General features: G+C 68.0%; 19 protein-coding genes. 13 read left to right on the top strand and 6 right to left on the bottom strand.

Features of this window, described 5'->3' with window-relative positions:
- Positions 1-277: 277 nt before the first annotated feature.
- The 3 genes from SPF06_RS04805 to SPF06_RS04795 form a co-directional block, all read right to left on the bottom strand.
- Positions 278-1,186, bottom strand: a complete 909-nt coding sequence (locus SPF06_RS04805; RefSeq protein WP_323277829.1) for a hypothetical protein — start codon at positions 1,184-1,186, stop codon at positions 278-280.
- Positions 1,187-1,330: 144 nt separating this feature from the next.
- Positions 1,331-2,596 carry an HNH endonuclease signature motif containing protein gene (locus SPF06_RS04800; protein WP_323277828.1) on the bottom strand — a complete coding sequence of 422 codons (1,266 nt, stop codon included), beginning with the start codon at positions 2,594-2,596 and terminating at the stop codon, positions 1,331-1,333.
- Positions 2,562-3,206, bottom strand: a complete 645-nt coding sequence (locus SPF06_RS04795; protein ID WP_323277827.1) for a hypothetical protein — start codon at positions 3,204-3,206, stop codon at positions 2,562-2,564. The genes SPF06_RS04800 and SPF06_RS04795 overlap by 35 nt, the downstream gene beginning before the upstream one ends.
- A 475-nt stretch (positions 3,207-3,681) precedes the next feature.
- Here SPF06_RS04795 and SPF06_RS04790 point away from each other — a divergent pair, with 475 nt between their 5' ends.
- From SPF06_RS04790 to SPF06_RS04760, 7 genes are all read left to right on the top strand, one after another.
- Positions 3,682-4,083, top strand: a complete 402-nt coding sequence (locus SPF06_RS04790; RefSeq protein WP_323277826.1) for a 5-methylcytosine restriction system specificity protein McrC — start codon at positions 3,682-3,684, stop codon at positions 4,081-4,083.
- Positions 4,084-4,182: 99 nt separating this feature from the next.
- Positions 4,183-5,205: a LacI family DNA-binding transcriptional regulator gene (locus tag SPF06_RS04785; protein ID WP_323277825.1), complete on the top strand. Its 1,023-nt coding sequence runs from the start codon at positions 4,183-4,185 to the stop codon at positions 5,203-5,205.
- Between the two features lie 88 nt (positions 5,206-5,293).
- On the top strand, positions 5,294-6,523 hold the full coding sequence (locus SPF06_RS04780; protein ID WP_323277824.1) for a sugar ABC transporter substrate-binding protein: 1,230 nt from the start codon (positions 5,294-5,296) through the stop codon (positions 6,521-6,523).
- Positions 6,516-7,490, top strand: a complete 975-nt coding sequence (locus SPF06_RS04775) for a carbohydrate ABC transporter permease (RefSeq protein WP_323277823.1) — start codon at positions 6,516-6,518, stop codon at positions 7,488-7,490. Before SPF06_RS04780 ends, SPF06_RS04775 begins: the two co-directional genes overlap by 8 nt.
- 11 nt (positions 7,491-7,501) lie before the next feature.
- The gene (locus SPF06_RS04770) at positions 7,502-8,314 is read left to right on the top strand and encodes a carbohydrate ABC transporter permease (RefSeq protein WP_323277822.1); all 813 of its coding nucleotides are present in this window, start codon (positions 7,502-7,504) and stop codon (positions 8,312-8,314) included.
- Between the two features lie 11 nt (positions 8,315-8,325).
- Positions 8,326-9,183, top strand: a complete 858-nt coding sequence (locus SPF06_RS04765; protein WP_323277821.1) for a ThuA domain-containing protein — start codon at positions 8,326-8,328, stop codon at positions 9,181-9,183.
- The gene (locus SPF06_RS04760; RefSeq protein ID WP_323277820.1) at positions 9,180-10,307 is read left to right on the top strand and encodes a Gfo/Idh/MocA family protein; all 1,128 of its coding nucleotides are present in this window, start codon (positions 9,180-9,182) and stop codon (positions 10,305-10,307) included. Before SPF06_RS04765 ends, SPF06_RS04760 begins: the two co-directional genes overlap by 4 nt.
- Positions 10,308-10,429: 122 nt before the next feature.
- On the opposite strand, the gene SPF06_RS04755 is transcribed toward SPF06_RS04760, so the two are convergent.
- Both SPF06_RS04755 and SPF06_RS04750 read right to left on the bottom strand, forming a co-directional pair.
- The gene (locus SPF06_RS04755) at positions 10,430-10,828 is read right to left on the bottom strand and encodes a hypothetical protein (RefSeq protein ID WP_323277819.1); all 399 of its coding nucleotides are present in this window, start codon (positions 10,826-10,828) and stop codon (positions 10,430-10,432) included.
- Between the two features lie 27 nt (positions 10,829-10,855).
- On the bottom strand, positions 10,856-11,362 hold the full coding sequence (locus SPF06_RS04750) for a hypothetical protein (RefSeq protein ID WP_323277818.1): 507 nt from the start codon (positions 11,360-11,362) through the stop codon (positions 10,856-10,858).
- A 125-nt stretch (positions 11,363-11,487) separates the two neighbouring features.
- On the opposite strand from SPF06_RS04750, the gene SPF06_RS04745 reads away from it, so the two are divergent.
- The 5 genes from SPF06_RS04745 to SPF06_RS04725 all read left to right on the top strand — a co-directional run bounded on the left by SPF06_RS04745 (position 11,488) and on the right by SPF06_RS04725 (position 14,432).
- Complete coding sequence (locus SPF06_RS04745; protein WP_323277817.1) at positions 11,488-11,889, top strand: AraC family transcriptional regulator; 402 nt, start codon at positions 11,488-11,490, stop codon at positions 11,887-11,889.
- Between the two features lie 71 nt (positions 11,890-11,960).
- Positions 11,961-12,779 carry an alpha/beta fold hydrolase gene (locus SPF06_RS04740; protein WP_323277816.1) on the top strand — a complete coding sequence of 273 codons (819 nt, stop codon included), beginning with the start codon at positions 11,961-11,963 and terminating at the stop codon, positions 12,777-12,779.
- Positions 12,780-12,835: 56 nt separating this feature from the next.
- Positions 12,836-13,270, top strand: a complete 435-nt coding sequence (locus SPF06_RS04735; protein ID WP_323277815.1) for a VOC family protein — start codon at positions 12,836-12,838, stop codon at positions 13,268-13,270.
- Positions 13,271-13,472: 202 nt separating this feature from the next.
- Positions 13,473-13,799 carry a hypothetical protein gene (locus SPF06_RS04730; protein WP_323277814.1) on the top strand — a complete coding sequence of 109 codons (327 nt, stop codon included), beginning with the start codon at positions 13,473-13,475 and terminating at the stop codon, positions 13,797-13,799.
- Between the two features lie 63 nt (positions 13,800-13,862).
- Positions 13,863-14,432 carry a hypothetical protein gene (locus tag SPF06_RS04725; protein ID WP_323277813.1) on the top strand — a complete coding sequence of 190 codons (570 nt, stop codon included), beginning with the start codon at positions 13,863-13,865 and terminating at the stop codon, positions 14,430-14,432.
- Positions 14,433-14,440: 8 nt separating this feature from the next.
- Here SPF06_RS04725 and SPF06_RS04720 read toward each other — a convergent pair whose 3' ends face one another.
- Positions 14,441-15,202: an ion channel gene (locus tag SPF06_RS04720; protein WP_323277812.1), complete on the bottom strand. Its 762-nt coding sequence runs from the start codon at positions 15,200-15,202 to the stop codon at positions 14,441-14,443.
- A gap of 95 nt (positions 15,203-15,297) precedes the next feature.
- On the opposite strand from SPF06_RS04720, the gene SPF06_RS04715 reads away from it, so the two are divergent.
- Complete coding sequence (locus SPF06_RS04715; protein ID WP_323277811.1) at positions 15,298-18,210, top strand: hypothetical protein; 2,913 nt, start codon at positions 15,298-15,300, stop codon at positions 18,208-18,210.
- Positions 18,211-18,232: the final 22 nt, after the last annotated feature.

The following is an 18,232-nucleotide window of genomic DNA, read 5'->3' as shown; positions in this document are numbered from 1 at the left end:
GGCTGGTGTTGGGGTGGTGGTGACTGTGGCCGTGTCGCTGGCCAGTCGGTGGGTACCCGTTCTCGATCCGGCGGTTCCAGCGCTGGCGATCGCCGCTGGAGCTGTTGCCGGTGTTGTCGCCGCGGCGTACCCGGCTTTGCGGGCCACGAGGATTGCTCCGGCACAGGCCCTCACACGTTAGCTGGCCTGTCGGAACCGGCCCACTTAGGAGACTATTGTGAACCCGCAACTTGACCATCTGGCTTCTACCTGCAGGAAGAAGGAGTTCCGCCCCTATTCATTCGGACTTCTTCGGCTTGGGGGCATCTTCGATCTTGCGGATGTAGTAGGAGACGAAAATGCCCCCTGCAGCGCGCCCAAATCGCCGCCCGCTGGTGAAGACGACGGGCACCGCATGGAAGGGCATCGTCTCGTCGTATCCGCCGCGTCGGGCCCGAATGTCCCACTGGACGTGGAGGGCCGGGCTCCTCGCGAAGTCGCGCCCGAGGCGATCGAGTCCGGAGCCGACGATGGTCCCCGTGCTGGCCTCAATGGGGGCGCCCTCGATCTCCTCGGCGTAGCCCTCGATCCTGGCGACGCGGTCGCCGGTGGCGAGAGTCTGGCCGAACTTGTCTGCGTACCCCAACCCAAACAGCGGGTCGGAGAGTGGAGCGGGCCTCTCGGGCACAGGCTTTTCAACAGGCGGTTTCTCCATGGGCCCAGGCTTCTCAACGGACACAGGCTCGTCGCCGACCTCCATGGATTGGGCGGGCGGCGCCGGCGGCGGGTCGGGGATCGGAGGTTGCATATCGTGAAAGAGCCGGTCCCACCCCTGGAGGGCGGCTGCCTGCTCCTCGCGTTTCTTGGCGCGTTGCTCCCTGTAGAAGGCGTCCGCGTCGAACGCGGACCGCTTCGCCCTCGGCAAGCCCATGCTAAGCCCAGCTCCTCGCCTGGGTCTTGGCGGTCTGATTGCCTTCGGCGATGAGGGCCGGGGGGCGGACGAAGTGCCCTTCGGGAGGATCGGGGTCCGGGCGAGGCGGACCATGCCCACCGTCACTGCGACCACACCGAGGACGATCAGGACAACCCACCAGTACTTGAGGAGAAGCGCGACCGCGCCGAGGACGAGGAAGACTCCCAGGAGACCGCATCCGCCACCAGCGGACCCACCACGTTTTGCAGCCATGCCCATAGCGTCGCGCTCCACGCCGACAATCCTGAACCGGTGCAAGGCACCCGAGGACAAGGACCCTGGTGAAGCGGCTTTCGCCCCCCTCGGTCATGGCCACACATGGCCACACGGGTTCTCGGAACCCGTTCTTTGTGTTCACCCAAAAGGTGTTCAGCACAGTCAGAGCCCGACGCCGTGTCGCTGGTGGTGGAATTCGAAGTTCGGGGCTGTCGTCTCTGAGAAGGCCAAGCAGGGCAACCCGTCGATGGACTTCAACGCGTTCCGTAGCTCAGGCTCGTTTGTCGCAGTCGCTCGCACAAGCCCACGGTCGTCGACTGTGACATAGCCGAACTCGAATAGGGCATCGCACCCAAGCGAACAGGCGAGCATTGCGGCGGCGCGAAAATCTAGGCGTTCTTCTTCGCTGCACTCGGAACGAGGCTTGATGTGTGCAGCGATCAGCAAGTTCTCCGGGAGGACACGTCCGCAGATCGCGCATTGATTCCCAAAGCTGGCGAGAAGCGCCTGCCTTAAGTAACCCTGTTCCGCCCGGCGGTACGCTGACCCGGCAATGTCCGTTGCGTTCACTCCGAGCGGGGCACTGGTGTCTTGAGAGTCTTTCGACACCATCACCGCGAATGAGCGACTCGAGATCGACCCACCACTGAGATATCGGGCCAATGGGTCCCCAATCGACCGGGGGACCTGTGCCGTGTAGACGCGTCCAGGATTGCCGGTGCTATTCATTGGACCAACACCTGCTCGGAAGATCTCTTTGAGAACGTCGAGTCCGACTTCCATATCGACTATCCGTGGTTCGAGAAGCACGAGGGTCCCGTGCAGATAATCGTCAGCCGGATACCCGGGCGGACGATCGGCTTGAGCCCCGGCCGAGACGATAACGCTCAAAGCACGGAACTGCTGTGATGCGTAGTGAAACACAATGTCGCCCGGGGTCATGAAGCGCAGTGCCGTCCAGTCCTTGTGCCCTGGATTCCCGTCCCGTCGCAGATCGGGAGCCCAGAGCGAACCTTCTTTGATGACCGTTGAATAGTTATCATTCTGATTGACCCACCAGTACTTGGGATGGTCCCCATCCAATAAATCAGAGCCGTTGGCGTTTGAGTCGAGTTCGGGCACGTGGGTGAGACGATCGGTGTTGATCCAAGGCACGCCACAGGCGTGTAGTACCCTCGTCGTGGCTTTGCCGCCGAAAGAGTTTTCAGACGTGAGGGTAACGGGCGGCTCAAGATTCTTTGCGGCCGCTGCTACCAAAGCCTTGCTGTCAAAATGATGTCCTGCCGCGACTGCGACATACTTCTTCGCACGCTCAAAGCCGTACTTTCGCCTCAAACCATCACGCCCGAGCCTGGCCGCCTCGTCGATAGCCTTCGACATGGCAGCTCGGAGATCAGACTCCGAATAATGCCCGAAGAACGTCGTCATCAGTTCGTCCCCATAGCTTCTTCAGTAAGACACCTGCCCAAAGCGGGAAGGTGCACAAGTACGCGTTCAACCCCCGCTTGCCAGTCGCCGACTTGGCGGACTGCCTGTAGGTGCGTATCTGCCTTAGGTACTCCGTACGGATGTGGCTCTCGGGATCGTTCCTTGGCATCCGCGAGTGTTTGAGCTCTTCGAGGATCTCGCCGAGGTCGTCCGCGAGCGACGACGCCAACTCCCCCTCGGCAACTCGGCAGCAGCGAGCGTTCGCAGCAGAGGCGAGGGACGCTGTCGTCCGTCCCCAATTCTGGTTCCGGAAGCCGCCGTTCCCAGCCGTTGGCAACGGCGTCGTCGCCGCGGCGAGTAACTCTTGGGCCGTGGACCAAGGATCGACTTGGAAGGATCGGTGGAACCAGGCGTCGGGGGAGTCAATGCGCTTGAGCTTCTCGGCGTACTGGCTCACCCGCTCGGCGTTCGGAGTATCGGGGCGCGTAAGTCCGAGGCGGGTCTGGAGGATGCCGATGAAGTTCTTCCGCCCGACGCGCACCCGATTCAGGCCTTGATTGGTGTGGGCCCAAGGCTCACGGTCGAGGAACCAGCCGAACTCAATAATCATGTCTCCCCCATGCGAAGATTCCTAGTCGTTCTATCACGGCTGGAAGGGGGTCTGACATTATTTCGGGCGAGCCGCCGCGTAGGTCGGAGGGACCTCCAGGCTCACCGGGACTGTCGCACCTCCCGACTACACTCCCCACTCAGAAGAACCTCTTCTCTACAAACCCTCTAGGAGCCGTCGATGGATAACGAGATTCAGCTGATCAGTGACGGCGATGGACTGGCGGTCATTGGAAACCCGGCCGCCGTCGATCGCTTTCTCGTCTCTGAGAACCTGCCGTCGAGGGACCTTGGACTGCAACGGATCGGACCTTCGCTCAGCACGATGGCCGGAATCACTCAGGCAGGTTCTGCGATTGCTGCCGACTCAGGTCGTTGGGTCAAGCTGACTGAGGAGTCGGCGGGGCTTATCAAGAAGTACGGACTGATGAAGAGCTCGAAGACCGGACTTGACCTCGGTGTGGCGGCACGGATACGTGGCCGAGGCGCAATACCCGATCGTACTCGACGAGCCGCAGCCAGACGGAAACCAAGTGCAGATGTACGCGGATGTTGTACTAATGGCGAAAGGGCGTCCCGTCGGAGTGTTCGACGCGAAGTACAAGGCATCATGGCGCGGATCGTATTCAAATGCCGACCAGTATCAGATGCTCGCATATTGCACGGCGTTGAACGTAGGTCAGGCGTGGCTTCTTTATGCAGATTCTGGCGTCGCCCGAACGCGGAGAGTCGTGAACACGGACGTGTCGGTCACGGAACTGCCCATTGATTTATCCAGTAGTCCCAGTGAGCTGTTGACGACGATCGGCCGCCTAGTCGAGGGCGTGCTGGCTGAGGACGACTGGGGCTTATCGCGGACGAAGGGTTCGATCCTCTAAAGGCCCGGCAGAAAGCTCTTGCCCCGGACTGTGACCCATGCCATACTCGTCCTCGATACGCATCGACGATACGGTTCGACGAGCACGAGGAGGTGACCGATGCCGACCAGCAAGGACGTGGCCCGGCTCGCGGGCGTGTCTCAGAGCACCGTCTCCTACGTCATGAGCGGCCGGCGCCCCATCTCCGAGAAGACTCGCAAGCGCGTCGAGGCCGCCATGGCCCAGCTCGCGTTCCAGCCGAACGCCGGTGCGCGGGCGCTCGCGAGCCGGCGCAGCCAGGTCATCGGCCTCGCGATTCCGTTCGTACCAGATCTGCACATGGGCTCGATCATGGAGTTCATCTCCGTCATCGCCGCCACGGCCCGCCAGAGCGACTATGACATCCTCCTTGTCACCGACGACGAAGGCCCGCAGGGCCTCGAGCGAGTCGTGGGCCAACAGCTCGTCGACGGGCTCATCATCATGCAGGTCGAGGGCGACGACGCCCGCGTCCCCGTCATCCGCAACCTCCCCGTCCCGAGCGTGCTCATCGGCATCCCCGAGAAGCACGACGGCCTCGAATGCATCGACGCTGATTTTGAGCTCGCCGGAGCGATGTGCGTCGAGGAACTCGCGCAGCTGGGCCACGAAAGCGTCATTCTCGTGGACTGGCAGGACTCCGTCGTCCGACGTCACGTCAACTACGTGAAGCGGTTCCACCGCGGCGTCGACAAGGCGGCCGCCGCCGTCGGCCTCAAGGTCATCCACGCACCCGGCCGCACCACGATCGCAGCCATGGAGAAGGCCGTCACCAAAGCTCTCGAGCAGACCAACGGCATCCCCGCCTTCATCGCCCCCGAGGCGGCCAACCAAGATCTCCTCGTCGAGGCCCTCCACAACCTGGGCCTCGTCCTCGGGGAAGACGCGTCCGTCGTCGTCAATTGCTCCGACCGCATCGCCGAACGCCAGCGCACCCCGCTCACCACGATCGGCTTTGAACCCGACGAAGTCTCCCGCCGGGCGGTCCACCGAATCGTCCGCGACCTCACTGATCCCACGTCCAGGCCCCACGAGGCCCTGGAGCTCATCCGGCCAGTCCTCAAACGCCGGAAGAGCACCATCCGTCCGCGCAACAAGCGCTGACAGCCCCCAAAAGGCCCAACCCCAGCGAAGCAGCACCAATCGATGCGCATCGTCGATACGCATCGACAATCCAAAACAGGAGAACCCAATGAAGAGAACCTCCCTCATCGCCCGCACCGGCCTCGCCCTCGCGGCCCTCGCGGTCCCCGCCGTCCTGACGGCCTGCGGCGGCAGCACGAGCGCGACGTCGAACGCGGACGTCAAGACGATCTCCGTCCTCGACTACTACAACAACGAGCCGGACAAGTCCTTCATCGGCGACGCCCTCACCAAGTGCGCGGCGAAGGCGGGCGTCACGCTCGACCGCCAGACGGTCCCGGGCTCGTCGCTCATCCAGAAGGTCCTCCAGCAGGCGTCGTCGAAGACCCTCCCGGACGTCCTCATGCTCGACAACCCCGACGTCCAGCAGATCGCCGCGACGGGCGCGCTCGCCCCGCTGAGCGACTTCAACGTCAGCACCGACGGCTTCGCGCCGGGCGTGCTCCAGGCCGGCACGTACAACGGCAAGGTCTACGGCCTGGCCCCGACGGTCAACACCATCGCCCTCTTCTACAACAAGGACATTCTCGCCAAGGCCGGCATCCAGCCGCCCACCACGTGGGACGAGCTCAAGGCCGACGCCGCGAAGCTCACCTCGGGCGGCCAGTACGGCATCGCCTTCGACGCCAACGCCACCTACGAGGGCTCGTGGCAGTTCCTCCCGTTCATGTGGAGCAACGGCGGCGACGAGAAGAACATCGCGACGTCCCAGACCGCCGAGGCCCTCCAGCTCTGGACGGACCTCGTGAAGTCCGGCTCGGCGTCGTCGGGCGTCCTCAACTGGAAGCAGGCGGACGTCAAGGACCAGTTCGTCGCAGGCAAGGCCGCGATGATGGTCAACGGCCCGTGGCAGCTCCCGACCCTCGACAAGGTCCAGGGCCTCAACTACGGCATCGTCAAACTCCCGGTGAAGTCGGCCTCGGACACCGAGGTTGCCCCCCTCGGCGGCGAGACGTGGACCGTCCCGCAGACCGGCAACAAGGCGAAGCAGGCCAAGGCCGCCGAGATCGTCGGCTGCATGAACAGCGACGAGCTGCAGACCTCGATGGCGAAGCAGCGCAACACGGTCCCCTCCAAGACGACGCTCGCGGCCCAGTTCGCCGCCGACAACCCCAAGCTCGCCGTCTTCACCGACCTCATCAAGACCGCCCGCGCCCGCACCGGCGAGCTCGGCGCTGACTGGCCCAAGGCCGCGACCAAGATCTACACCGCCATCCAGACGGCGCTCACGGGCAAGGCGAGCCCGAGCGACGCGCTGCAGCAGGCGCAGAATGGCTAGCCCGTTGACGACGACGGCGACCGCGGCGCGCGTGCCAACGCGCGCCGCGGCGGCGGCCGAGCCCGCGCGGCCACGCGGCGGGAGGCGGCGCCGGGAGAGCGTGTATCAATGGCTGTTCCTGCTCCCCGCGGCCGCGTACCTCGCGCTGTTCTTCGGCTACCCCGTGGTCAAGAACCTCGTGATGAGCTTCCAGGACTACGGCACCGCGACGTTCTACACGGGCGAGGCCCCGTGGGTCGGGCTGCAGAACTACGCGAAGGTCCTGAGCTCGTCGATCTTCACGACGGCGGTGCTCAACACCGCGCTGTTCACGGCGGGTTCGATCGCGGGGCAGTTCGTGATCGGCCTCGCGCTCGCGGTGTTCTTCCGGAGGCGGTTCCCGCTGAGCGGGCTGCTCCGCTCGCTGCTCCTGCTCCCGTGGCTCCTGCCGCTTATCGCGTCCGGCGCTGTGTGGAAGTGGATCCTCGACAAGGACTCCGGCGCCCTCAACCAGTTCCTCGAGGCGCTGCACCTCGTCCCGAACGGGGTCCCGTGGCTCACGAGCACGTCCCTGGCGCTCATCGCGGTGGTGGGCGTGAACATCTGGATCGGCATCCCGTTCAACGTCACGATCCTGTACGGCGGGCTCCAGGACATCCCGGACGAGCTCTACGAGGCCGCGGCGCTCGACGGCGCGACCGGCTGGCGCGCGTTCCGGCACGTCACGTGGCCCATGCTGCGGCCGGTTGTGAACGTCGTCCTGGTCCTCGGCGTCGTCTACACGCTCAAGGTCCTCGACATCATCCTCGCCCTCACCGGGGGAGGGCCCGCGAATTCGAGCCAGACGATCGCGACCGAATCCTACGCGCTGTCCTTCCAGGAATTCCGCTTCGGTGAAGGCTCGGCGCTCGGCAATATCCTCGTGCTCATTTCGCTCGTGTTCGCCGTGGTTTACCTGCGGGCCAGCCGGCGCAGCGTCGAAGACTGAAAGGAGGCCACATGAACCTGACCAAAACAGGGCTGCCGAATACGGCCCTCGGAATACTGTTCCTCGCGATCATGCTGTTCCCCGTCTACTGGATGATCAACGCGTCACTCCAGCCCAACGGCACGACGATCCAGGCCACGTGGTTCCCGATCCATCCCGACTTCTCGGGCTACGCGACGGCTTTAACCCAGCAGGGCCAGAACCTCGGGACGAGCCTCGTCGTGGCCCTCGGGAGCGTGATCTTCAGCCTCGCGATCGCGGCGCCCGCGGCGTATGCGTTGAGCCATTTCAAGGTGCGGGGCACGAATATCGTGCTGTTCGCAATTCTTATCAGCCAGATGATCCCGGGAATTGTCATCGCGAACGCGCTCTACACCGCGTACAACGACCTCGGGCTGCTCAATACGATCGGCGGCCTCATCCTGGCGGATTCGTCCCACGGAATTCCGTTCGCGATCCTCATCATCCGCGCATTCATGGGCTCCGTGCAGGGCTCGATCATCGAGGCCGGGCGCGTGGACGGGGCGGGGCACGTGCGCGTGTTCTGGTCGATCGTGCTGCCGATGAGCCGGAACGCGCTCATCACGGCCGGGCTCTTCACGTTCCTGTTCGCGTGGAGCGACTTCCTGTTCGCCCTCACCCTCACCACGACCGACGCCGTCCGGCCCGTCACCCTCGGCCTCTACCAATACATCGGCTCGTACGTCACCGACTGGAGTTCCGTGATGGCGACGGCGGTGCTCGCCTCGCTGCCCGCCGTCGTCCTCCTCCTCGTCGCCCAGAAATTCGTCGCCGCCGGCACTGCGACCGGCGCAGTCAAATAGAAAGAAATCCCATGACACCACCTATCCGCGTCACCGTCTGGGGCGAATATCGCCACGAATTGCGGGACGAGAACGTCGCGCGCATCTACCCCGACGGCATGCACCACACCATCGCCGAAGGCATCCGCGAGAACCTCGGCGACCGCGCGACCATCCGCACCGCGACCCTCGACGAGCCCGAGCACGGCCTCACCGAGGAAGTCCTCGCCGAGACCGACGTCCTCACCTGGTGGGGCCACATGGCCCACGGCGAGGTGAGCGACGACGTCGTCGAGCGCGTCCACCGGCACGTCCTCTCGGGCATGGGCCTCGTCGTGCTGCACTCGGGCCACTGGTCGAAGATCTTCCAGAAGCTCATGGGCACCACGTGCACGCTCCGCTGGCGCAGCGAGCAGGACCGCGAACTCGTGTGGACCGTCAACCCGACCCACCCGATCGCCCGCGGCATCCCGCACCCCATCGACATCCCTGCGCAGGAAATGTACGGCGAATTCTTCGACATCCCCGCGCCCGACGAGCTCGTCTTCGTGAGCTCGTTCAGCGGGGGAGAGGTATTCCGCTCGGGCTGCACGTTCCGCCGCGGCCACGGCAAGATCTTCTTCTTCAGCCCCGGCGACCAGGACTACCCCGTCTACCACCACCCCGATGTGCGCCGCGTCATCGCGAACGGCGTCGAATGGGCGCTCACCGACCGTCCCGAGCGCGCCTACCCGACGCTGTTGCAGTACGACACCGGCGAGTTCTTCCACGGCGTGGACTACTCCCACGCGGCGCCCGATATAGCCGAGTCCCAGAGGGCCGTCGCCCCGGATTTCGCGGAGTCACGCACCCCCGATATCACTCCTGCTTCGGCGGGAGCCGGCGCATGAGCGCGAAGCTGCGCGTCGTCGTCGTCGGCGCCGGGCCGATGGGCCGCACGTGGCTGCGCACGATCGCGGGGAACGACGACGTCGAACTCGCCGGGATCGCCGACCTCGCCGTCGATGTCGCGGACCAAGCGGCCGACGACGCCGGGCACCCCGGGCTGCCGACCGGCGCCGACGCGATCGAGCTGGCCCGCCGGACGAACGCGGACGCAATCATCAACGTCACCGTCCCCGCGGCCCACCACCCCGTGACGACGGCGGCGCTCCTCGCCGGCTACCCCGTGCTCGGGGAAAAGCCCGTCGCCTCGACCGTCGCGGAAGGGCTTTCGCTCGCGGCGTGCGCCGAGCTCACGGGGAGGCTGTTCATGGTGAGCCAGTCCCGCCGGTACTTCCGGAACCTCTTCCTCGCGAAGCGGCAGGCCGAGGCGCTCGGCCGCATCGGGGCGCTCTCGGTCGAGTTCTTCAAGGCGCCGCACTTCGGGGGATTCCGCGAAGCGATGGAGAGCCCGCTCCTGCTGGACATGGCCATCCACCAATTCGATGCTGCGAGGTTCATGCTCGACGCCGACCCAGTTTCCGTGATGTGCGAGGAATACAACCCCGCGTGGAGCTGGTATGCGGGGGACGCGGCGGCGACCGCCGTCTTCGAATTCGAAGGCGGGGCGCGATTCACGTTCGCCGGCTCGTGGGCCAGCCCGGGGTTCGAGACCTCGTGGAATGGCTCGTGGCGGATATCGGGCGAACACGGGACCGTGCTCTGGGATGGCGACCGCGAGCCCACGGCGGAGCTGCTCGACGGGGCGGGCTCCGCCGTCGTCGGCGCTCGTGCTGATCTCGGCCCAATCGCCGATCCGGGAACCGAAACCGCCGGATCCCTGCGCGAATTCGTCGCCGCGCTGCGGACGGGGGCCGAGCCCATGGGCCGCGTCCACGAGAACGTGCTGAGCCTCGCGATGGTCGAGGCCGCGATGCGGAGCGCGCGTCTCGGGCGGCGGGTCGCGATCGACGAGGTGCTCGGCGAGTCCTACGAGACCGCGCTCGCGACTGAGGCCAACGAGGACGTGCTGCGCGTGCTCAAGTCGTGGCCGTCGGTGCGGGCGGGGCTGGGGGCGGCGCGCCGCGCGTGAGGCGGCGGTAGGACGTGGCCAGGCGTTGGTCGAGAGGTGGCCACGCGTCTGCTTGGGACGCGTGGCCACCTCTCGCCGCACGCGTGGCCACCTCTCGCCCGTTGCGCCCGGGCGAATCTCCGTCATTCCTCATCGGCGGGCGTCTTTCTCCGCAGCAGCACCCAGGCCAGAACGATGATCGCGACGTTGAGGCCAATGCCCAGCCCTTGGGTCAGCTGCGCGGGGCCGTGGAGGTTGGCGACGTAGAACGCCCCGAAGAGGAGCCCGACGACGGCCTCGATGAGCGCGGCCACGAGCGGAGCCCTTCGCGTCATCGCGAACGTGAGGAGGTTCCACACGCCGAACGTCAGGTACGCGAGGCCAACCACCGCGTAGAGCACGAACTGGGTCAGGAAGAGCGCGTCGATGGGCTGGTCGTGGCCGAGGCGGATGCCGAGATTGATGACCGCGATGACGGCGGCGAACGCGCCGATCAGGAGCAGGAAGACGCCGATTGCAAGCCGCATCACCTTCGAAGCCATCGATGCCTCCTCCTGGACAGCCGGACTTTAGGTTCTCTTGAGCCGCAGCAGCACGATCGCCTGCCGCAGGATCACGATCTGGACGATGATCCCGCCGAGCGGCGGGAAACGGCCAGACGACACGGCGAAATCGATCAGGTTGAACGCGCCCACCACGATCTGGATCCCCGAGACGATCGCGGCCGCGATGAGCGGCCCCCTCTGGAGCGTCCGCCGGGCCGCGAGGTTCCACACGCCGAATCCGATCAGGACGAGGCCGAGGATGACGTTGTACCCGGCCACCGCCATCGCGACAAGGGGATCGTCGTCGCCGAACCCGCCGACGTTGAGCGCCTGGAGCGCCGCGATACCACCGGCGGCGAGGCCGGTCAGGATGAGGGCGACGCCGATGACGGTGCGCCAGCGGCGCGATCGCTTGGCGTCGGCCTCGCTGAGGCCTGGCGTCACCAGAATGGTCGACGGCGGCCACGGTGCCGCCGGCGGTGGAGTGGCCCCTTGCGGCTGGCCATAGCCGGGCTGATAGTTCTCGCTCATCCGATGCCCCCCTGGCGAATGGGTGGGGGCACCCCTCGCACCCCCGATGGGGAAAAACCTAGCACTCGGCTCTCACATTCGCTCATGATGTGGGGAGCAGAATGTCCGCCCCGAGAGGAGACGCGATGCCCTCACCCCGCGTCCCGCTCTCGCGCCACCTCCTGAGGGTCCGCGACCTCATCGACCGCGACTACGGCGAACCCCTTGACACGAAGGCCCTCGCGGGCAGCGCCTACGTGACCGAGGCACATTTCATCCGCGAATTCCGCAAGCGCTTCGGCGAAACGCCGCACCGCTATCTCCTCAGCCGGCGCATGGAACGCGCGATGCAGCTCCTCCGGGACACCGACCGCCCCGTGACGGAAATCTGCCTCACGGTCGGATTCACGAGCCTCGGATCGTTCAGCACCCAGTTCCGACGCTTCGTCGGCGAGAGCCCGAGCAGCTACCGAGGAAGGCCGCGCGGGGAGGATCTCGCGACGCTCCCCTCGTGCGTCGTCCAGCTGTTCTCCCGCCCCACCCCGTGACGGCATGAGCCGCTCGCGAGGAGAGCAGTTTTCGAGAAGCGCCGCCCGAGGCACGCGCCTAGCGTGGAGACATGGAAACCACCACTTCCGCAGACGGCACCACGATCGCCTTCGACCGGCTCGGCACCGGGACCCCGCTCGTCCTCGTCGCGGGCGCGTCGAGCGACCGCCGCATCAACGCGGGCCGGGCTGAGGCGCTCGCCCGCCACTTCACGGTCTACAACTACGACCGCCGCGGCCGCGGCGACAGCACCGACACCCAGCCCTTCGCCGTCGACCGCGAAATCGAGGACATCGCCGCCCTCCTCGACGCGGCCGGGGCGACGGGAGGCCCGGGAGGCGCCGTCGTCGTCGGCTTCTCCTCGGGCGCCGCGCTCGCCGCGCGGGCCGCCGCCCAGCTCCCGGTGCGCGCGCTCGTCATGTGGGAGCCGCCCTTCGCGGTCGACGACGCCAGCCTCGCCCGCGCGCGCGACTACACCGCCGCGCTCAGGGCGCGCCTCGCCGCGGACGACCACGACGGCGCGTTCGAGGTCTTCCTCCGCTACGTCGGCACGCCGGACGACGCGATCGCGGGCATGCGGCAATCGCCCTACTGGGCGGGCGCGCTGCGCATCGCCCCGACCCTCGCATACGACGACGCCGCGCTCGCGGGCGGCGGGGTCCCCGCCGACGTCTTCGCCCGCATCACGACGCCGACGCTCGTCCTCGCGGGCGGCGCAAGCCCCGCCTTCCTCCAGGCGGGCCCGCGCGCCGCGGCCGCGGTGATCCCCGGCGCGCGCTTCGCGATCCTCGACGGCCAGACGCACGACGTCGATCCCGAGGCGCTCACGACGGCGGTGCACGACTTCGTCGCGGGCCTCGCCTCGGACTCCCGAACTGTCGCACGATAGTCGCGGCCGTGTGTTTCGGCATCCCGGCATCCGTCCTGCTGAAGGGGAGACCAGTCATGATCAACGGCGTCGCGCTCATGTGCCTGCGAGTCCTCGACCTCGACGAGGCGAAGGCGTTCTACGTCGAGAAGCTCGGCTTCGACGTCGCGATGGACTCGGTGATGGATGGCTTCCGCTGGCTCGTCGTCACGATCCCGGGCGAGCCGCCGACCCCTCTCATGCTCGTCGAGCCCGGCGCGCCGCTCATGGACGAGGTGTCCGCGGAGCACATGCGCGAGGCGATCGCCCGCGGCTACTACGGCCTCGGCGCCCTCAAGACCGACGACTGCCGCGCCGCGTATGAGGAGCTCGCCGCGCGAGGGGTCGAGTTCACCGAGGAACCGCACGAGCGCTTCTACGGGATCGACGCCGCGTTCCGCGACCCGTCCGGCAACTTCTGGCGGCTCACCCAGCCGAAGCCGGTCGCAGTGCCGAACGGGCCGGGAGCATAACCGTCGGTCGGCAACACAACCGTCGGTCGGCAACATAACCGTCGGTCGCACCGAGGTCTAGGGGACGGTTATGTCGCCAAGGGACGGTTGTGCGGCCAAGGGACGGTTGCGCGGACGCGGCTGAGGGCTGCGGTGAACCCCGGCGAGGCCGGCGTCGTCTTAGGGGCAGGTCTCGATATTGCCGGGGCCCTTGGAGGGCACCATGAACAGTCTTCGCCCCGTGCTGGCCGTTGCGGCGCTTGGCGCGGCACTCCTCGGGGGAGGGTGCGCCGACACACATTCGACGGCGCCCACGCCGAGCCCGTCTGTCACGAGTTCCACGCCGTCGCCCACACCGAGCCCCACGCCGACGGTGACGCCGTCGCCGACCGCGACGACGCCGTCGCCCACTGCCCCGCCTCAGCCGGTTGTTCCGCCGCCGGCTCCGGCGCCTCCGCCGGTCGTCCCGCCGCCTCCGCTCCACCCGGGCGGCGGCGACCACGACGCCGACGACATGGGAGGGCCCGACGACGGCGACGGCAACAAGTGACGGCCGCACGTGACGGCAAGAGGTGGGACAACGGCGGCGCGAGCCGGGAGGCTCGCACGCCTGGTGGGGGCCGCCGTCGTGCTCTCCGGCTGCGGCGGAGCGGCGGGACCGGGGCAGACCCCTACGGCGACCTCGGCCGCGGCGCCCGGGTTCACGTGGTTCCGCGCCGGCCCCGCCCCGATGGGATGGAAGGCCACGGAGCTCCCGGACGGGACGGCCCGGCTGTCCACCCCGCCCGAGGCGGCGCCCGCCGAGAGCGATCCGGCAAGCGTCACGGCCGAGACGAGATCGCAGGCTGGTGGGCTCGTGGCCTACTTCAACGCGACGCCCCGCCAAGGCGGTGAATCCCTCGCGACGTGGCCCGAGTTCCGCCTCGACCATCTCCAGGACGAAAACGGGGAGCCCGCGAGCCGCCGGGCAAGCGCGACGGGCCTGGCGTTCCGCGGCGGGACGGGCTCGTGCGTCGAGGACGCCTACCGGAGCCGCGACCGCTCCCACGAGTACCGCGAAATCGCGTGCTACGTGGAAGGTGCGCGGGGCGCGAGCGTGCTGGTCGTGGCCGCGCCCGCGCAGGACTGGGACGCGGAAAGCCCGATCCTCGAACAGGCCGTGGACTCGTACCTCGCCGAATGAGAAGCCGGCTACGCGCGTTCGGAGTTGCGCTGCCGCTCCTCGAGCGCCGCGGTGAGCCGCGCGACCTGATCGGTGAGGGCCTGGACCCTCGCTTCGAGGGACTCGTCGATCGCCTCGACCTCGGCCTCGACCTCGGCTTCGACCTCCGCGGCCGTCTGGGCGGACACGCTCTCGACGAGCCACGCGGCAATCGAGGCGGTCACGACACCGAGCACGGCGATCCCGGCGATCATGAGCCCGGCCGCGACGAACCGGCCCGCGACGGTCACGGGGTAATGGTCGCCATACCCGACGGTCGTGATCGTCTCGAGCGCCCACCAGATCGCGTCCCCGAACGAGTGGATGTTCGCTCCCGGCTCGTTCTGCTCGACGTCTTCGGCGGCAAGCGCGGCACAGTAGATGATTGTCGCGGCCGAACCGACCACGTACAGGAGCAGTCGCCTGCGCAAGGCGGCGCCCGCCTTGTTGTGCACCACGCGGAGGAACGTCACGAGCCGCAGGAGGCGGAGCGGCCGCAGCGCGGGGAGCGCGAGGATCGCGAGCTCGTGCAGGTTCCGCACGAACCACCGACCGCGCTGCGGCGCGAGGACGAGCTGCCCGGCATAGTCCACGAGGAACACAGCCCACGCGGCCCAGACGAGAGCCTCGGCCCAGACCCCCTCCTCGTCGCGCAGGTTCGCGATGACCTGCACGGAATACGCGCCGAGGAACACGAGTGCCGCCGCGAGGGTCGGCCACTCGGTCAGCCGCCTCCACCGCTCAAGTGTCATGGCCGAAGAGTACCGCCGCGTCGGCCCCGTGGACACGCCCCAGTCCCAGTCGTACCATCAGTCACGTGCTGGGGTCATCCGACCGGAGACTTGCCATGCCGCCAACACCCGGCGCAGGGTCCAGCGCCACGACCCTCGAGGTCCTCGAGCTCCGCGTCCACGGCGTCAAGAACGTCCCGCCCCAGGACATGCTGTGTACGACGGCGGACGACGTCGCCTTGGTGCGCGACGACGGCGTGCTCCTCGGCGATTCCCTCGCCGGCTTCTACACCGTGAAGAACCCCGAGCCCGGCGCGGCCACCCGGCTCGAAGCCTATTGCTGGGGCAACCTCGACCGCTTCGACCGAAGCACGACCCTGTTCGGGAAGATCGGCCGCGTGCTCTACAACCTCGGCTGGTTCCTCGTCGCGCCGTTCGGCCTCGCGAACGCCGCGTACTGGGCGCGATCGTTCCGCACGGACCCGAGCCGCGAGGATGGGCTCCACACGGGCCCTGGCGGGGGAGTGGTCCGGCTCTATGGGCTGCTCCTGACGCTCCAGCTCGTCTCGGCCGTGAGCACGGTCGCGTTCGACTTCGTCGCGGTCCAGTGCTTCGCGCCGACCGGCGTGCCCAACACATGGAAGATCTGCAATGCCCTCCCGTCGCAGTTCGACTCGCTGCGCGAACTCACCCGGGGGCAGCGGCTCTCGGCCCTCTCGCTCGCGCCGATCGCCGCCGTCGTCCTCGTCGCGGTCCTCGCGTTCGTGACCAACGTGCGCTTCCGGACCCGCCAGGCCGACGCCGACCGCGCGGCACGCACCGATCCCCGGCCCGGCGTCGTCGCCCTCGCCTTGCCCATGCTCTGGGTGCGCCGCCGGATCAACTCGCCCACCGGCATGCTGCACCTCGCGGCGAGCGTCCAGCTCGTCGTCGTCCTCATCATGTCGGACACGGCGAGCCGCGACGGAACGAGCGCCGCGACCTCGGTCCTCTCGATCGCGTGGGCGCAGCTCGCCGTGATCGGGTACGTGCTCGTCCTGTGGGCGCGCTCGCTCCGGGCGCCCGAGGCGCGCGTCGACTTCTGGAAGAGCCGGTACGTGTGGGGCTTCGTGCTCATCCTGACCTCGGCGGCGACCTACCTCGCGGCGGTCTTCGTCGCGTGCGGCGCGAGCACCGACAACGAGACCGCACCGTTCCGGGCCGGCCAGCTCACGCCGACGGTCCTGCTCGTGAGCCTCACGCTGCTCGCGACCGTCGGATGCGTGGTGCGGACGGGATACAACGAGTGGCTCGCGACCGCCGTCCTCGCGGTCGGCGTCGGCGCCCTCGTGCTCGCGGTGGGCGGCTGGCTCGACCCGCTCGGATGGTGGGCCAACGCGCTGGCGCTCGCCGTCGTCGTCGCGAGTGGCCTCGGGATCGTGATCCCGTACCTCCGCAGACGGGGACGCGACCGGCACCGGCGCGAGCACGCGTGGCACGGGGCCGCGCCCGGTGTGTTCATGTACCTCGGGCTGCTCGTCGGCGCGTACCTCGCGAGCGCGGTCGTCCTCGGGGCGGGGGAGTACCTGCGCGCGGGGCGGCTCCAGTCCCTGCCCGACCGCACCGACCCGCTCTACCGCATCGTCTCCATCCCGAGCACCGCTCACGACATCACGATGCCGACCGCCTACTGGGCCTTCGGCGGCGTGCTCGTGGTCATGGTCGTCCTCGTCGTCGCGCTCTTCGCGGCGCTCGCGTGGTTCCGCCTCCGCAAGGCCATCATCGAGCAGCCGCCCGTCGACCCCTCGGAGACCGCCTTCGAGCGGGACATCGACGGCGTGCGGCGCATGAGCGCGTTCGTGCAGCGGATCGAGCCGCTCCTGCACACCGTGAGCTGGGCGGTCGGCGTCGCGGTCACGGTCTCGCTCGCGTTCACGGTCACCCAGCAGGCGCCGGCCGCGACGGGCCGGTGGGCGTGGGTGCGCTCCGAGCTCGTCGGCCTCGTCGGCGAGCCGAACTTCCCCGCGTTCTCGGGCTTCCTGCAGTGGCTCGTACTCTCGAGCGTGGTGCTCGGCGGGCTCGGGATCATCGGGATCGCGGTGGCGAACACGCAGTCCGGGGCGTCGCGCCCACTCGGCCTCCTGTGGGACCTCATCGCGTGGCTCCCGCGCACCGCCCACCCCTTCGGGCCCGCGTGCTTCTCCGAGCGGGCCGTGCCCGAGCTCGCCGACCGCATGATCCGGTGGCTCGAACCCGGCGGCGCGGGTGGTGCTGGCGGCGGGGACTCGGCCGCGGGCGGATCTGACGGCGATGCCGGTGCGGCGGAGCCCGAGGCCGCCGGCCCCGGGGGCGCAGGCGACTCGCCGCGGCGCGTCCTTCTCGCGGCCCACAGCCTCGGCACCGTGCTTGCCGTCGCGGCCCTGTTCCATCTCGCGGCGCTCGGGCGCACGGATCTTCTCCCGCGCGTGCGGCTCCTCACGTTCGGGATGCAGCTACGGCCGTACTTCGGGCGATTCTTCCCCGAGATCTTCGGGCCCGAGGTGCTCGGCACGCCGGGGGTTGCGGCGCCGTCGTTCTGGTCCGCCGACCCGTGGAAGGGCAAGGATCTGCACGACGGCGTGCGGCCGGCCGCTGCTGCAGGCTCGGCTGCTGTGCCGGGTTCGGCTGCTGTGCCGGGTTCGGCTGCGGTGCCCGGTTCGGTTGCGGTGCCCGGTTCGGTTGCGGTGCCAGGTTCTGCCGCGGTGCCGCAGGCAGGCGTGCGGACGGCCGATACGGCGGCCCGCGGGAGGCAGCTCACCTCGCTCCTCGCCATCCCCCACGGGGCGTTCGCGCTCGCACCGAGCCCGCAGCCCGTGTGGATCAATCTGTGGCGGCGCACGGACTACCTCGGATTCCCGGGGTACTCGTACTCGGCCATGCCGAACAACCTGGACCGGCTCGTGCTCGAGATGGAACCGGATTCCTACATGGCACGCGTCGCGACCCACGCGAACTACCTGCCGACGCGCGCGTACGCCCAGGCCCGCCAAGACCTCCTCGTGGACTGGTAGCGGGCATCCGGGCCCCGTCCCA

It is taken from the genome of Sinomonas terricola, assembly GCF_034931225.1.
Lineage (GTDB): Bacteria > Actinomycetota > Actinomycetes > Actinomycetales > Micrococcaceae > Sinomonas > Sinomonas terricola.
The sequence above is the reverse complement of the archived record's forward strand: the minus strand, read 5'-3'. Positions and strand labels throughout refer to the sequence as shown.

Coding starts and splice junctions, on each gene's coding strand:
- SPF06_RS04760 (WP_323277820.1), top strand. CDS start 9,180: ATGAGCGCGAAGCTGCGCGTCGTCGTCGTCGGCGCCGGGCCGATGGGC.
- SPF06_RS04770 (WP_323277822.1), top strand. CDS start 7,502: ATGAACCTGACCAAAACAGGGCTGCCGAATACGGCCCTCGGAATACTG.
- SPF06_RS04775 (WP_323277823.1), top strand. CDS start 6,516: ATGGCTAGCCCGTTGACGACGACGGCGACCGCGGCGCGCGTGCCAACG.
- SPF06_RS04780 (WP_323277824.1), top strand. CDS start 5,294: ATGAAGAGAACCTCCCTCATCGCCCGCACCGGCCTCGCCCTCGCGGCC.
- SPF06_RS04720 (WP_323277812.1), bottom strand. CDS start 15,202: ATGACACTTGAGCGGTGGAGGCGGCTGACCGAGTGGCCGACCCTCGCG.
- SPF06_RS04800 (WP_323277828.1), bottom strand. CDS start 2,596: ATGACGACGTTCTTCGGGCATTATTCGGAGTCTGATCTCCGAGCTGCC.
- SPF06_RS04715 (WP_323277811.1), top strand. CDS start 15,298: ATGCCGCCAACACCCGGCGCAGGGTCCAGCGCCACGACCCTCGAGGTC.
- SPF06_RS04740 (WP_323277816.1), top strand. CDS start 11,961: ATGGAAACCACCACTTCCGCAGACGGCACCACGATCGCCTTCGACCGG.
- SPF06_RS04795 (WP_323277827.1), bottom strand. CDS start 3,206: ATGATTATTGAGTTCGGCTGGTTCCTCGACCGTGAGCCTTGGGCCCAC.
- SPF06_RS04730 (WP_323277814.1), top strand. CDS start 13,473: ATGAACAGTCTTCGCCCCGTGCTGGCCGTTGCGGCGCTTGGCGCGGCA.
- SPF06_RS04785 (WP_323277825.1), top strand. CDS start 4,183: ATGCCGACCAGCAAGGACGTGGCCCGGCTCGCGGGCGTGTCTCAGAGC.
- SPF06_RS04745 (WP_323277817.1), top strand. CDS start 11,488: ATGCCCTCACCCCGCGTCCCGCTCTCGCGCCACCTCCTGAGGGTCCGC.
- SPF06_RS04755 (WP_323277819.1), bottom strand. CDS start 10,828: ATGGCTTCGAAGGTGATGCGGCTTGCAATCGGCGTCTTCCTGCTCCTG.
- SPF06_RS04735 (WP_323277815.1), top strand. CDS start 12,836: ATGATCAACGGCGTCGCGCTCATGTGCCTGCGAGTCCTCGACCTCGAC.
- SPF06_RS04765 (WP_323277821.1), top strand. CDS start 8,326: ATGACACCACCTATCCGCGTCACCGTCTGGGGCGAATATCGCCACGAA.
- SPF06_RS04750 (WP_323277818.1), bottom strand. CDS start 11,362: ATGAGCGAGAACTATCAGCCCGGCTATGGCCAGCCGCAAGGGGCCACT.